The following is a 14,211-nucleotide window of genomic DNA, read 5'->3' as shown; positions in this document are numbered from 1 at the left end:
GAACCGTCATGACTGGCAGCGGTCAAGTAATCAGGTAGAGCACAACGGCTGATACAGCCTGCTGCCTCGATTCCCCTAGTCATGAGAGGGCATTCTTTGTCTACGTCCAACGAGTTGATCAGTGCAAAAGCCGCCACCGGCATCATTGGCCTGGATGACATCCTCGCCGGTGGTCTGTCCCGAGGGCATGTGTTTTTGCTCGAAGGTGAACCCGGTACAGGCAAAACCACCGTCGCGTTGCATTTCCTGATGGCGGGCGCCCGTGCCGGCGAACGCTGTCTGTACATCACGCTGTCGGAAACCGAGCGTGAATTGCGTCAAGGCGCGGCCTCCCACGGCTGGGAGCTGAACGAGAACATTGAAATCTTCGAGCTGACGCCACCCGAAAGCCTGCTCAACGCCGAGCATCAGCAAAGCCTGCTGTACTCCTCCGACCTTGAGCTGGGCGAAGCCACCAAGCAGATTTTCGAAGTGGTCGAGCGCTTCAAGCCCACCCGCGTGGTGCTCGACAGCCTGTCGGAGATCCGCCTGCTGGCGCAGAGTTCGCTGCGCTACCGCCGGCAGATTCTGGCGATCAAACATTACTTCGTGCGTTACGACGCCACCGTCCTGCTGCTTGACGACCTGACCACCGAGTCCCTCGACAAGACCGTGCACAGCGTCGCCCACGGGGTGATCCGCCTCGAAGAACTGACGCCAAATTACGGTGCCGAGCGCCGCCGCGTGCGCATCGTCAAGTATCGCGGCCAGAAATACCGTGGCGGTTACCACGACTTCACCATCATGGGCGACGGCGTCCATGTGTTCCCACGACTGGTCGCCGCCGAACACCGCAGCGACTACCCGCGCCTGCAATTGACCAGCGGCATCAAGGAAATGGACGCCCTGCTCGGCGGCGGCATCGAGACCGGTTCCAGCACGCTGATTCTCGGCCCGGCCGGTACCGGCAAATCGCTGATTTCGATGATCTTCGCCGCCGCAGCCGTAGCACGCGGCGAAAAAGCGGCGCTGTTCATCTTTGATGAAGAGCTGGGCTTGCTGTTCGAGCGCATGAAAAATATCGGCATCGACCTCAAGGCCCTGCAAGCCACCGGCAACCTGCTGATCGATCAAGTGGACGCCGCCGAACTGTCCCCCGGCGAGTTCTCGCATCGGGTGCGTCGTTGCGTAGATGAAGGCAATATCAAGACCGTGGTGATCGACAGCATCAACGGCTATCAGGCCGCGATGCCGGAAGAAAATGCGCTGGTGCTGCACATGCACGAGCTGCTGCTGTATCTAAACCGCAAAGGTGCAGCGACCTTCATGACCGTTGCCCAGCATGGCCTGGTTGGCGACATGCAGGCGCCGGTCGACATCACTTACCTGGCCGACACGGTGATCCTGCTGCGCTACTTCGAAGCCATCGGCAAAGTTCGCCGGGCCATTTCCATCATCAAGAAACGTACCGGCAGCCACGAGTCGACCATTCGTGAATACCGCATTTCGGGCCAGGGCATGACCATCGGCGAACCGCTGGAAGCGTTCCAGGGCGTGCTGCGTGGCGTGCCGACTTACCTCGGCGCGAGCAATCCGCTGTTGCGGGAAGAAACCTTGTGACAGCCTCCGTATCACTGCCGGAACGGGCGCTGATTCTGGCGCCCATGGGCCGGGACAGCCAAGTGGCGCTGATGATCCTCAATGAGGCGGGTTACGGCGGCGTTATCACCCCGGATCTGGGCGCGCTGTGCGCAGAACTGGAGCCTGGCGCCGGACTTTTGTTGATTGCCACCGAAGCCCTGCGCGGCCCCGAGCTGGAAAATCTTCTGCATTTTCTCGAACAGCAGCCGGCCTGGTCCGATCTGCCGATCGTCTTGCTGACCCACCATGGCGGCCCGGAACCGGGCCCCTCCTCGCGCCTGAGCAAACTGCTGGGCAACGTCACGTTCCTTGAGCGCCCGTTTCATCCGGCGACCCTGGTCAGTCTGGTCTCCACCGCCCTGCGCGGGCGACGACGACAGTACGAAGCCCGCGACCGCCTGATCGATTTGAGTGAAAGCGAACGCCGACTGCAATCGACACTGGAAACCCTTGAGCAACAGGTCGAGGAGCGTACCGCGCAACTGCGCCACAACGAAGAAGCCCTGCGCCAGTCACAGAAAATGGAAGCGGTCGGTCAGTTGACCGGCGGCATCGCTCACGACTTCAACAACATGCTCACCGGCATTATCGGCAGCCTTGAACTGCTGCGCCGGCGGCTGGCTCGCGGACGCCTTGATGACCTCGACAGCCTGATCGATCTCGGTGTCACTTCAGCCAACCGCGCGGCCGGCCTGACCCACCGTTTGCTGGCGTTTTCCCGCCGGCAATCGCTGGACTCCAAAGCCGTGCAGATGAACACACTGGTACTGTCGATGGGCGAGCTGCTGCAGCGCAGCCTCAACGAAAGTATCCAGCTGGAGATGCGCCTCAACGACCAGTTGTGGATCGCCGAAGCGGATCCCAATCAACTGGAAAGCGCCCTGCTCAACCTGGTACTCAACGCCCGCGATGCAATGCCCGAGGGCGGCAAACTGGTGGTCGAAACCAGCAATCAGGTGCTTAAGCCGGAATTCACCGAGGCCTACCCGAACCTGGAACCCGGCGACTATGTGATGCTCAGCGTCACCGATAACGGCAGTGGCATGGCGCAGAGCGTGGTCAGCCGCGCGTTCGATCCGTTCTTCACCACCAAGCCGATCGGCCAGGGCACCGGGCTGGGTCTGTCGATGATTTACGGCTTCAGCAAGCAGTCCCGTGGTCACGTCTCGATCGACAGCGAAATCGATCAGGGCACCACGGTCAAACTGTACCTGCCGCGTTTTCGCGGTGAAGAGCTGGAGCATCCGGTGTCCGATATTCAGCAGGCCCCGGAAGCAATGGATGGTGAAACCGTGTTGATCGTCGAGGACGACCCCGCCGTGCGCGTACTGGTCAGCGCGGTGCTCAGTGAGCTGGGTTATGCGTTCGTCGAAGCCGGCGATGCCGACGGCGCCGTGCCGATCCTCAACTCGACGCAGCGCATCGACCTGCTGATCAGTGACGTCGGCCTGCCAGGCATGAACGGCCGGCAACTGGCGGAAATCGGCCGGCAGTATCGGCCGGGGCTGAAGGTGTTATTCATCACTGGGTATGCCGAGCACGCGGCAGTGCGCGGTGGTTTCCTCGACCCGGGCATGCAGATGATCACCAAGCCGTTCACCTTCGATCTGCTGACCGCCAAGGTCCGCGAGATGATCCAGAACTGATCCCCCAAAACGACTGTAGGAGCTGCCGCAGGCTGCGATCTTTTGATCTTGTTTTTCAAGATCAAAAGATCGCAGCCTGCGGCAGCTCCTACATGGGAAATATCAGCCGCTATGGATCAGGCCAGCAATTCCTGAATCTTTTCCTGCAATACGTCCAGATCGAACGGTTTTTCCAGGATCGGCGCCTTGCGCGTGATCGGGCTGCCGGTCTCGCGGATTTCCTGCGGGTATCCGCTGATGAAGATCACCTTCAGATCCGGGCGCAGTTTTACTGCAGGCTCCGCGATCTGCACGCCGGAGATCCCGCCCGGCAGGCGGAAGTCAGTGATCAGCATGTCCAGATGCGGCTTGCTCGCGAGGATCTCGAACGCCTGCTCGCCGTTTTCGGCCTGCAACACGCGGTACCCCTGCCCCGACAGGTAATCTGTCAGCACCATCAAGATAACCGGTTCGTCCTCGACGACGAGTACTACATCTTGTGCATCTACGCTCATGGGAAGCCTTTGTTCGGTCAATAGCTGCTGATACGACCGTGCGGTCACTCAGAGGTTGCGTCGGATATGCCGTTTTCCTGGATTGGCAGACAAACGCGAAACAGGGCGCCTTCGTTGATTTGACTCTCGACGACGATGGAACCGCCATGGGCGGCGACGATCTGCTCGGAAATGAACAGACCCAGCCCGAGACCAGCCACTACCGTCTTGGCGGAAACCCGTTCGAACTGTTGGAAAATGCGCTTCTGGTTCTCTTCGCTGATGCCGATGCCACGGTCCTGAACCTCAACCCGCGCCTCGTCGCCTTCACGGTACACGCGCACCTGAATCGGGCTGCGGCCACCGTAGCGCAAGGCATTGGTCAGCAGGTTGGAGACCACCTGCTCAATGCGGAATTCGTCCCAGTAACCTTCCACCGGCTGCGGCGCGGTGAACGACACTTCGGTCTCCGCCGCCTCTATCTGCTGGGCGAAATTCTGCAGCAGGTTGCTCACCAGTTGCGTCAGGTCGAAACGATTCGGCCGGATCGACAGCTTGCCGGTGCGGATGCGCGAAACGTCGAGCATGTCTTCGATCAGCCGGATCAGACTTTTGATCTGGCGCTCGTCGCGATCGACCATCGCGTGCATCTTGTCGAGGGTGAACGCCGCGGCGTTGTCCCGCGCCAGGTGCATCTTGCGCAACTGGGTTTCGAGTATCAGGCCATTGAGCGGCGTGCGCACTTCGTGAGCGACGATTGACATGAAGTCATCGCGCATACGCACGGCCTGCTCCAGCTCCAGTTGCGTACTTTGCAGTTGTTGCAGCAGCGCTTCCTGCTCGCGACGCGCCTGCTCCAGGGCTTCGACCTGTTGCTTCATGGCCTTGCTCTGGCGGTACAGGTCGACGAATACGTTGACCTTGCTCTTCACCGCGTGGATATCCAGCGGCTTGTGCAGGAAGTCCACCGCCCCGCTCTCGTAGCCCTTGAACGCGTAGTTCAGTTCACGGCCGGCGGCGCTGACGAAAATGATCGGAATGTTCTTGGTTTTCTCGGTGCCGCGCATCAACTCGGCGAGCTCGAAGCCGTTCATCCCCGGCATCTGCACGTCGAGGATGGCCATGGCGAACTCGTGTTGCAGCAGCAGCGAAAGTGCTTCGTCCGCCGACAGCGCCTTGTACACCGTGCGGTCCTCGCGCTTGATCAGCGCTTCGAGGGCCAGCAGGTTCTCCGGCAGATCGTCGACGATCAGCAATTTGGCCTGGATATTACTCAGCATGCGATTCGTTCCAGCTCGACAAGCAGACGGCCGATGCCGTGAATGGGTAGGACATGGTCAGGCTGCTGAATTTTCAGCGCAGCCAGAGGCATGGTGGCGACCTGTGCGTCCTGCGGGTCTTGAACGATGGTCAGTCCGCCGCGCTGCTTGACTTGTGCCAGGCCGCGAGCGCCATCGTGATTGGCGCCGGTCAGCAACACGGCAGCCAGGGTTTCGCCGTAAACATCAGCGGCGGACTCAAACAAGTAGTCGATGGCAGGTCGGGAATGGTGTACGCGGTCCTCAAGACTCAGCGACAGACTGCGATCCTGTTCCACCGACAGGTGATACCCGGGCGTGGCGAAATAAACCGTGCCGGGCATGATGTCTTGCTTGTCGGTCGCCTCTGCCACCGGCAGCATCAGTCGCCGGGAGAACACTTCGGCCAACTGACTGCGCCGCTCCTCCGGCAGGTGCAGCACCACAATGATCGGCAACACGTAGCCCTGGCGCAACGGCGCGAGCAGAGTCAGCAGGGCCTCGACCCCACCGGCTGAAGCACCGACCACGATGGCCTCGACACGAGGCAAATCCACGGCATCGTTCATAATTTGCGGTAGATCCGTTCTTGTTTGACCAACGGTTCGAACTGATTCGAGTAACCGGAAAAATCCAGCGTTTCCTTGCTGCCCAGCACCAGAAAGCCACGGTGGCACAGCGATTCGTGAAACAGACCGAAGGCACGGTCCTGAAGTTTCTTGTTGAAGTAAATCAGTACGTTGCGGCAGGAAATCAACTGCGTTTCGGAGAACACGCTGTCCGTCGCCAGGCTGTGATCGGCGAAGGTCACGTTCTCACACAGGCTCTTGTCGAAGATCGCGTAGCCATAGGCTGCGGTGTAGTAATCGGCAAAGGAACGCTGACCGCCGGCCTGCTGGTAATTGGCAGTGTAGGCCCGGACATTCTCCATCGAGAAAATGCCCTGTTTGGCCTTGTCCAGCGAGCGCGGATTGATATCGGTAGCGTAGATGATCGTACGGTCGAGCAGGCCTTCTTCGCGCAGCAGGATCGCCATCGAATAGACCTCCTCACCAGTGCTGCACCCGGCGATCCAGATCTTCAGCGACGGATAGGTGCGCAGCAGCGGCACCACTTCCTTGCGGATCGCCAGAAAGTGCGACGGATCGCGGAACATCTCGCTGACCGGAATCGTCAGCAACTGCAGCAACTGCATGAACGCCGTGGGATCGTGCAGGACTTTCTCTTGTAACGCCGAGATCGTTGCGCATTCGAACTGACTCAAGGCGTGCTGCACCCGGCGCTTGATCGAAGCGCCCGAGTAATCGCGAAAATCGTAGCTGTACTTGAGGTAGATGGCCTCAATCAACAGGCGTAATTCGATTTCGCTGTTGCGCTCCGCGGAGTGACTGCTATCCACTAAATGCGTTCCATCTTCGGTAACCACACGCGAATCAACGAGAACAGGCGATCCAGATCGATCGGCTTGGCCAGATAATCGTTGGCGCCCGCCTGCAGGCAGCGCTCCTGATCGTCTTTCATGGCCTTGGCCGTCACTGCGATGATCGGCAGTTTGCGCCAGCGCGGATCCTTGCGGATTTCAATGGTGGCTTCAAAACCATCCATCTCCGGCATCATCACGTCCATCAGCACCAGGTCGATGTCCTCGATTTCATTCAACTTATCAATCGCTTCGCGACCGTTACGGCCGATCACCACGACTGCGCCCTTGTGCTCCAACGCACTGGTCAGGGCGAAGATGTTGCGCACATCGTCGTCCACCAGCAGCACCTTGCGGCCTTCGAAGACCTTGTCGCGGCTGCGGGCGGTCTTGAGCATCTTCTGCCGTTCATGGGACAACTGCGATTCGACTTTGTGCAGAAAGAGTGTCACCTCATCCAGCAGGCGTTCCGGCGAGCGAGCGCCCTTGATGATGATCGAGCGCGAATACTTGCGCAGCTCGGCCTCTTCATCGCGGGTCAGGTTGCGGCCGGTGTAGACGATCACCGGCGGGAACGAGCAGATGTCCTCGGTCGACATGCGTTTGAGCAGATCGTTGCCGAGCATGTCCGGCAATTTCAGGTCGATCACCATGCAGTCGTAAATCGTCGTGCGCAGTTTCTCCAGCGCGTCTTGCGCCAGACCGACCGCGGTGATCTCGATGTCTTCATCACCGATCAGGCGGGCAATGCTTTCGCGTTGCAGATCGTCATCTTCGACCAGCAACACGCGCTTGACCTTCTGAGTCAGCTTGGCTTCGAGACGGGCGAACACGTCCTTGAGCTCTTCGCGGGTGGTCGGTTTGACTGCGTAACCGATCGCCCCCATGTGCATCGCCGCTTCAACGCGGTCTTCGACCGAGATCACATGCACCGGGATGTGCCGGGTTTCGGCGTGTTCTTTCAGGCGTTGCAGCACGGTCAGACCGGAGTGATCCGGCAGACGCATGTCGAGCAGAATCGCGTCCGGCACGAACTCGCGGGCCAGGTCATAACCTTCATCCGCTCCGTGCGCCACCAGACACTGATAACCCAGTTCGTGGGCCAGGTCGTAAAGGATGTGGGCGAAATTCGGCTCGTCTTCCACCACCAGAATGCAGCGCGTGGCGAATGGCGCCTTGCCACGGTCATCGGCAAAACGCGGGATGTGCACCGGCGCCAGCGGCGACACCGTGATCGATGGCGGCTGCACCACCGGGGCCGGGGCCGATACCGGCGGCGTGAAGGTCAGCGGGATCGCAGGGCTGTCACCCGGCTCGCTGTATTGCTGCGGCAGCACCAGGGTAAACACACTGCCCTGCCCCGGCGCGCTGCTGACGCTGATCGAGCCGCCGAGCAAGGCTGCCAGATCGCGCGAGATCGACAAGCCCAGACCGGTGCCACCGTACTTGCGGTTGGTGGTGCCGTCAGCCTGGCGGAACGCTTCGAAGATGCTTTCCTGCTGATCTGCGGCGATACCGATCCCCGAATCGCGCACGATGAAGGCAATGCGCTCGTTCGGCTGGCCGGCGATGGTCAGGCTGACCGCGCCGTGTTCGGTGAACTTCACGGCGTTGGACAGCAGGTTCTTGATCACCTGCTCCAGACGCTGGCGATCGGTGTACAGCATGATTGGCGCATCCGGCTGCAACTCGACGCTGAACGTCAGTTGCTTGTCCGCCGCCAGCGGTTCGAACACGCTGCGCAGGCCGTCGGCCAGACGCGCGACGCTGGTGTTTTCCGGGATCACTTCCAGCTTGCCGGCCTCGACCTTGGAAATGTCGAGAATGTCGTTGATCAGGTTCAGCAGATCGTTGCCCGCCGAATAGATCGACTCGGCGAACTTGACCTGCTCGGCCGTCAGATTGTCCTGCGGGTTCTCGGCCAGCAACTTGGCGAGGATCAGCGAACTGTTCAGCGGCGTGCGCAGTTCGTGGGACATGTTGGCGAGGAATTCGGACTTGTACTTGCTCGAACGCTGCAGTTCTTCGGCGCGTTCTTCGAGCTGCACCTGAGCCTGATTGAGTTCGGTGTTCTTCTGGTCCATGGCGTCGCGCTGCTCGGCCAGAGTCTGCGCCTGTTCGGCCAGCTGCTCGTTGGTCTGCTCCAGCTCGACTTGCTGGGTTTCCAGATGCGCCTGGGATTCCTTGAGAATCCGCGACTGTTCTTCCAACTCCTCGTTGGCGGTTTTCAGCTCTTCCTGCTGCACCTGCAACTCTTCGTTGAGCTGCTGGGTTTCGGCCAGCACTTCCTGCAGACGCTGGCGATAACGCGCCGCTTCGATCGAGGTGCCGATGTTGCCGGCAATCAGTTCCAGCAAATCGATATCGCGGTCGGTGAGCGGGCGCAGGAAGCCCAGTTCGATCACCCCGTTGACCCGGTCATCATCACTGGTCGGCACCACCAGCACACTGTGCGGCAGACCTGCGCCCAGGCCGGAGCTGACTTTGAAGTAGTCGGCCGGAACCGAATCCAGGCGAATCAGTTGTCCCTGCTGGGCAACCTGGCCGACGATGCCTTCGCCGCTGTAGATCTGCTGATCTTTTTCTTCCTGTTCGCGGGAGAACCCATAGGACGCCACGCGCTTGAGGCCGCCGTGTTCTTCGCGTACGTACAGCGCCGCCACCGCAGTGCCCAGATATTGTGCGCAGAACTGCAGGATGTTGCGCCCCAGCAGGTTAAGCGTCAGTTGCCCCAGCACCTGTTCCGCCAGTTCGGTCTGGCCGCTGCGCATCCACGCCTGACGCTCCAGACGCTCGGCGCTGGCTTGCTGCGCCGCAAGGTTGGCGCTGTAGCTGTCCGACAGACTGACCAGATCGCGGCGACCGACATACGCGAGCAAACCGCTGATCCCGGCGATGAACAGCAGATAAAGAGTGATGCTCCAGATCGTCGTGCGGCGCACCTCTTCGTTGCGCGTGGTGCGCAACTGCTGCTCCATGTCGATCACGTCTTCGAATTGCTTGCGAATTTCGTCGGTCAGGCGCTTGCCACGCCCGGCCTTGACCGCGCCCCGGTAGTCGCCGCTGGAGCGCTGCAGGTCGATCATCGATTGCGCGTAGTTGCTCCATTCGGTCTGCAAGGCCTGCAGACGCCGCAGACGATCGGTCTGCACCGGGTTGTCGGCGGTCAATTCGAGCAAGGTATTGAGCGCCACATTGATCCGCGGCTTGGCAGTCTCGTACGGGTCGAGGAAGTGCTCGTCGCCGCTGAGCAGGAAACCACGCATGCCGGTTTCCAGATCAACGGTGAGTTTCACCGCTTCGTTGGCGTTATTGATCACCCGGTCGGTGTGTTCCACCCACTGGATCACCGAGAGCAAATAGGTGATCAGCGAAATGAAAAACACTGCACTGATCGCGCCGACGCCCAAGGGCAGACTGATGTTGCGCGTCAGGAGTTTACGGAACCGTGTTTCGTCAACTGTAGACCGAGTGGACATGGGGCAGCCTTGTCGAACTGTCGAAACCCGGGAGTTTGCCCCAAAACGGTACTATGGATCCATTTTTCTCACCGCCATGATGGCAATTTCCTACATTTGCTGCACTTCCCGATCAGGCAACGGGTATCCTTGCCGCCCCGATTTGCAGCTAATCTTTTTCGTATCCGCTCGGGAACTTGTGGCCATGCGCCACTTACTCATGCAAGAGCCCGGCATTTTCGACCGGTCGCCGTTCCGATTTCATTTCTTGAGAGCTATCCCTATGTCCACCCCAGCGTCCACCATCCTTGTAGTAGAAGACGACGACATCGTACGCATGCTCATCGTCGATGTGCTCGAGGAGCTGGAATTCAGTGTGTTGGAGGCCGATGACGGCGAGTCTGCGCTGGAGATTCTCGGGGATCAGAGCAAGGCTATCGACTTGATGATGACTGACTACGGCCTGCCGGGCATGACAGGCAGTGAACTGGCCGGCAAGGCACGTGAACTGCGCTCCACCCTGCCCGTTCTGTTCGCCAGCGGTTACGCCGAAAACATCGACGTGCCTGCGGGCATGCATGTGATCGGCAAACCCTTCTCGATCGATCAACTGCGTGACAAGGTCAAGGGCATTCTGACCGAGTGATTGGCCTTGATCCGGCAGCGGCTGCAGATGTGCTCTAATTGCGCGCCATTTTCAGCCGCCTGCCTGCAAGGATTACCCGTCAATGACTGCATCACCCGCCACCAAAGTTCTGGTCATCGGTTACGTCTGGCCCGAACCGCGCTCTTCGGCAGCCAGCGGGCATGTGATGCAGATCCTCGAGACGTTTTTGCAGCAAGGCTGGGACATCACCTTCAGCAGCCCGGCCGGCCCGGGCGAGCACAAGGCTGACCTGACCGCGCTGGGCATCCGCGAAGTGCCGATCGAACTGAACAACAGCAGCTTCGATAGTTTCATCAGTGAACTGGCCCCGGATATCGTGCTGTTCGACCAGTTCATGATGGAAGAGCAGTTCGGCTGGCGCGTCGAAAAGCAATGCCCGAATGCCTTGCGCGTACTGGAGACGTCCGACCTGCAGAGCCTGCGCCACGCCCGCCACCAACGGCTCAAGGAACGTTTGAAAGACGACCCGGACAATCAGGACTTCAGCGCCCTGTTCGCGCCGGCGCTGCGCGAAGAGTTCGAGTTGATGGCCGATACGGACCTGGCCAAACGGGAAATCGCCGCGTTGTATCGCTGCGATCTGAATCTGATGATTTCCGAAGTTGAAATTCAGTTGCTGGTCGAACAGTTTCAAGTCCCTGGCGACCTGCTGCACTGGTGCCCGCTGATGCTCGAACCGCCGCGCGATTCGTTCGTCCCCTTTGAAGAGCGGGCGCACTTTCTGAGTATTGGCAACTTCCGTCACGCGCCCAACTGGGACGCCGTGCTGTGGATGAAGACCGCCATCTGGCCGCTGATCCGCCAGCAATTGCCCGGCGCCCAACTGCATATCTACGGTGCCTATACGCCGCCCAAGGCCACAGCCCTGCACAACGCGGCGCAGGGGTTTCATGTGATGAACTGGGCAGAAGATGCGCTGCAAGTGATGTCGCAAGCCCGGGTTTGCCTGGCGCCTTTGCGTTTCGGCGCTGGGATCAAGGGCAAGATCGTCGATGCGATGCTCTGCGGCACGCCCAATGTCACGACGCCCATCGGCGCCGAAGGCATGGGCGGCGCATTGCCCTGGCCCGGTGCGATGGCTCAGTCGGCCCAGGCCCTGGCCGACGCCGCTGTAGCGCTGCACGAAGACAGATTGCGCTGGGCTGACGCACAGCAGGCCGGCGTCGCGTTGTTGAATGCGCGCTATCGGCAGACTGATCACGGCCCGGCGCTGATCGCTCGCCTGCAACATTGCCGCGACAACTTGTCAGCATTACGTCGCGCCAACTTTACTGGCAGCATGTTGCGTCACCACTTGCATAAAAGCACTCAATACATGGCGCAGTGGATCGAAGCAAAGAACCAGAAAAGTTGATAATTAAAGTGCAAAAGCACATTGCCAATACTTTGCAAAGAGTGCTGGCTTGTACTTTTTCCGTTTGCACCAAAGAATAACTTCCGAACTGACCAAACAAGTTGACTGGTCGGAAATTAAACTTTATCTGCAACGGAATGCACCATGAGTAATTACCCTTTCAAAAACTGGATGGCGGCTACACCGGATATGGACCGACTGACCCTTGGCGAAGTGGTCTGGCCCGGCGCGCATAATTCCGGGCTGGATTTTGATTTTCCGTACCCGGCTTATCTCCAACCCGCCCAAAACTGGTTTGTTTGCCAGGATGGTCCATTCATTCAGCAACTTAATGAAGGCGTGCGCGCCTTCGACTTGCGTCTGCATTCAGATGAACACTGGCTGGGCATCAGGAAGTTTCATACCTTTCATGGCGTGAAACTGCTCCAGGGACGCTCCTTGAGCGACCTGGTAAAAAGTCTCAACTTTTTCCTCAATGAAAATCCGAACGAGTTCATCGTATTGGACTTACATGAACTCAAGGGCACCAACGATCAGCAATTCGATTACAAGGGTTTCCATGAAGTCATCACCACGGAGCTGGCTTCGCGGCTTATTCCCCGAAACAACGGTCATCTGACCCTTGAACAACTTAAAAGGGCCAGTTCGCTACAACGCGTGGTGTTGGCAAGCGAATCGCACCCGGATTTCAATTCGCCCCTGTACTGGCCGAAAATCCGCCATGAATGGAGCGGGTCGGACATCACCTCGCCAGAGCAACTCAAGCAACACATCACCCGAACCCTCGCCAACCCGCCGGTACCCGGCAGCCTCTGGTCATTGTCGGCCACCAGCTACGGCGAACTGGCCGGCGTCAAGCGGATCACCGACGAACTCGATCAATGGTTTGGCCCAGACTCGGGATGGGCGCCGAAGTGCAGCATTATCAATGCCGACTTCATCGGTGGCACTCCACTGATCAGCCATTGCCAGCAGGTCAACCAGTCCAAAGGTCTACGCAAGGCCCGGGGCTGAGGCGCTGGAACTGTCCGTGACGCGCGTGCATGATGGGCGCCTGAACACCACAACAAGACGCATCGGACATGACTCGGGCAACCAGAATCACTGATCCCTCCTACGAACTGATGGACGACCATAACGGGTTGTCCATCATCTACCGTCAGCATGGTTTTCCGTGCCCGTTAGTGCGCTGGCATTTTCACAAGGAATACGAACTGCACCTGATCGTCGCCAGTTCCGGCAAGGTCTTCATCGGCGACTACATCGGCAACTTTTATCCGCAAACATTGTTCCTCACCGGGCCCAATCTGCCGCACAACTGGATCAGCCAGGTGGCCGACGACGAGGTGGTGGAAAAGCGCGACATGCTGGTGAACTTCACCGATGAGTTGTTCGACAGCGGGCACCAGGTGTTCGCCGAACTCAAGACTTTGGCGCCGCTACTGGAGCGTGCGCAATATGGCATCGAATTTCGCGACAAGGATACGATCCGTCAGGCCATGACGTTGATGCAGCGAATTGCCGACACGCGCGGCGTTACCCGTCTCGGACACTTTTTCATTTTGATGGAGCTGCTGGCGGCGACTGACGATTATCAATTGCTGTCCGGCGCCACTAACACGCAACTGGCCGACGAGCACAACATCGACCGCACCAACCGAGCGGTCGATTTCATCTTCGACCATTACGCCCGCGAATTGACCCTGGAAGAAGTCGCCGATCATCTGGGGATGAAGCCGACCTATTTCAGCCGCGTGTTCAAACAGGCCACCGGGCGCAACTTCATCGAGTTCGTCAATCGCCTGCGCATCAGTAAATCCTGCGAACTGCTCGCTGACGGCGACAAACCGGTGACCGAGGTGTGTTTCGAGTCGGGGTTCAATAACATTTCCAATTTCAATCGACGCTTCCAGCAACTCAAGGGCATGACGCCGTCGCACTATCGACGCCTCGCTGTACAGCGTCTGACCGAACAAAACCTCGGCTGATACCACCGCCCCCTGTAGGAGTGAGCCTGCTCGCGAAAGCGGTGTATCAGTCAACTGATCGGCAAACTGACACAGTGTTTTCGCGAGCAAGCCCGCCCCCACAAAAAGCATCCGACGCGATGAAACCTGTACTGATTCGATAGCCCCTTCCCACTGAAAAGCCCTTCCCTGCGTCTACCGCAACAAACACCAGTGCAAAAAAGTATTGATTTGAGTGCGACGGATGATTTGTCAGTCCGTCGATTGAGGGCTGTAATCAGCGCACATTCTTCCTGCACCGGAAGACA

At 59.1% G+C, this 14,211-nt stretch carries 11 protein-coding genes; 6 read left to right on the top strand and 5 right to left on the bottom strand.

Translation table 11 applies throughout. The features are described from left to right. The first annotated feature begins 96 nt into the window (after positions 1-96). Together ACM6I7_RS19610 and ACM6I7_RS19605 are read left to right on the top strand one after the other, a co-directional pair. A complete protein-coding gene (locus ACM6I7_RS19610; RefSeq protein WP_027612749.1) occupies positions 97-1,599 on the top strand; it encodes an ATPase domain-containing protein in 1,503 nt (500 codons plus the stop codon). Further along, positions 1,596-3,266, top strand: coding sequence for an ATP-binding protein (locus ACM6I7_RS19605; protein WP_183779953.1), 1,671 nt, complete (start codon positions 1,596-1,598; stop codon positions 3,264-3,266). The genes ACM6I7_RS19610 and ACM6I7_RS19605 overlap by 4 nt, the downstream gene beginning before the upstream one ends. 116 nt (positions 3,267-3,382) lie before the next feature. Here the strand turns inward: ACM6I7_RS19605 and ACM6I7_RS19600 are convergent, their stop codons facing one another. Genes ACM6I7_RS19600 through ACM6I7_RS19580 form a run of 5 tightly spaced genes read right to left on the bottom strand, consistent with a single transcriptional unit; the run spans position 3,383 to position 9,936 of the window. Then, on the bottom strand, positions 3,383-3,760 hold the full coding sequence (locus tag ACM6I7_RS19600) for a response regulator (RefSeq protein ID WP_003225116.1): 378 nt from the start codon (positions 3,758-3,760) through the stop codon (positions 3,383-3,385). A 44-nt stretch (positions 3,761-3,804) separates the two neighbouring features. Next, on the bottom strand, positions 3,805-5,019 hold the full coding sequence (locus tag ACM6I7_RS19595; RefSeq protein WP_027612747.1) for a hybrid sensor histidine kinase/response regulator: 1,215 nt from the start codon (positions 5,017-5,019) through the stop codon (positions 3,805-3,807). Further along, positions 5,013-5,606 carry a chemotaxis protein CheB gene (locus ACM6I7_RS19590; protein WP_097087405.1) on the bottom strand — a complete coding sequence of 198 codons (594 nt, stop codon included), beginning with the start codon at positions 5,604-5,606 and terminating at the stop codon, positions 5,013-5,015. The genes ACM6I7_RS19595 and ACM6I7_RS19590 overlap by 7 nt, the downstream gene beginning before the upstream one ends. Then, positions 5,603-6,436: a CheR family methyltransferase gene (locus ACM6I7_RS19585; RefSeq protein WP_027612745.1), complete on the bottom strand. Its 834-nt coding sequence runs from the start codon at positions 6,434-6,436 to the stop codon at positions 5,603-5,605. Before ACM6I7_RS19585 ends, ACM6I7_RS19590 begins: the two co-directional genes overlap by 4 nt. After that, positions 6,436-9,936, bottom strand: coding sequence for a response regulator (locus ACM6I7_RS19580; RefSeq protein WP_103367024.1), 3,501 nt, complete (start codon positions 9,934-9,936; stop codon positions 6,436-6,438). The genes ACM6I7_RS19585 and ACM6I7_RS19580 overlap by 1 nt, the downstream gene beginning before the upstream one ends. Before the next feature lie 262 nt (positions 9,937-10,198). Between ACM6I7_RS19580 and ACM6I7_RS19575 the strand changes: the two genes are divergently transcribed. The 4 genes from ACM6I7_RS19575 to ACM6I7_RS19560 all read left to right on the top strand — a co-directional run bounded on the left by ACM6I7_RS19575 (position 10,199) and on the right by ACM6I7_RS19560 (position 13,924). Beyond that, positions 10,199-10,561, top strand: a complete 363-nt coding sequence (locus tag ACM6I7_RS19575; protein ID WP_027612743.1) for a response regulator — start codon at positions 10,199-10,201, stop codon at positions 10,559-10,561. Positions 10,562-10,643: 82 nt separating this feature from the next. Further along, positions 10,644-11,936 carry a glycosyltransferase gene (locus tag ACM6I7_RS19570; protein WP_225135050.1) on the top strand — a complete coding sequence of 431 codons (1,293 nt, stop codon included), beginning with the start codon at positions 10,644-10,646 and terminating at the stop codon, positions 11,934-11,936. A gap of 144 nt (positions 11,937-12,080) precedes the next feature. After that, positions 12,081-12,950: a phosphatidylinositol-specific phospholipase C domain-containing protein gene (locus ACM6I7_RS19565; RefSeq protein ID WP_414889088.1), complete on the top strand. Its 870-nt coding sequence runs from the start codon at positions 12,081-12,083 to the stop codon at positions 12,948-12,950. 68 nt (positions 12,951-13,018) lie between these two features. Next, positions 13,019-13,924 (top strand): AraC family transcriptional regulator, encoded by a 906-nt coding sequence (locus tag ACM6I7_RS19560; protein WP_096796578.1) that lies wholly within the window; start codon positions 13,019-13,021, stop codon positions 13,922-13,924. Positions 13,925-14,211 lie beyond the last annotated feature (287 nt).

The organism is Pseudomonas sp. IT-93MI4 (genome assembly GCF_949767635.1).
Taxonomy (GTDB): domain Bacteria; phylum Pseudomonadota; class Gammaproteobacteria; order Pseudomonadales; family Pseudomonadaceae; genus Aquipseudomonas; species Aquipseudomonas putida_A.
The sequence above is the reverse complement of the archived record's forward strand: the minus strand, read 5'-3'. Positions and strand labels throughout refer to the sequence as shown.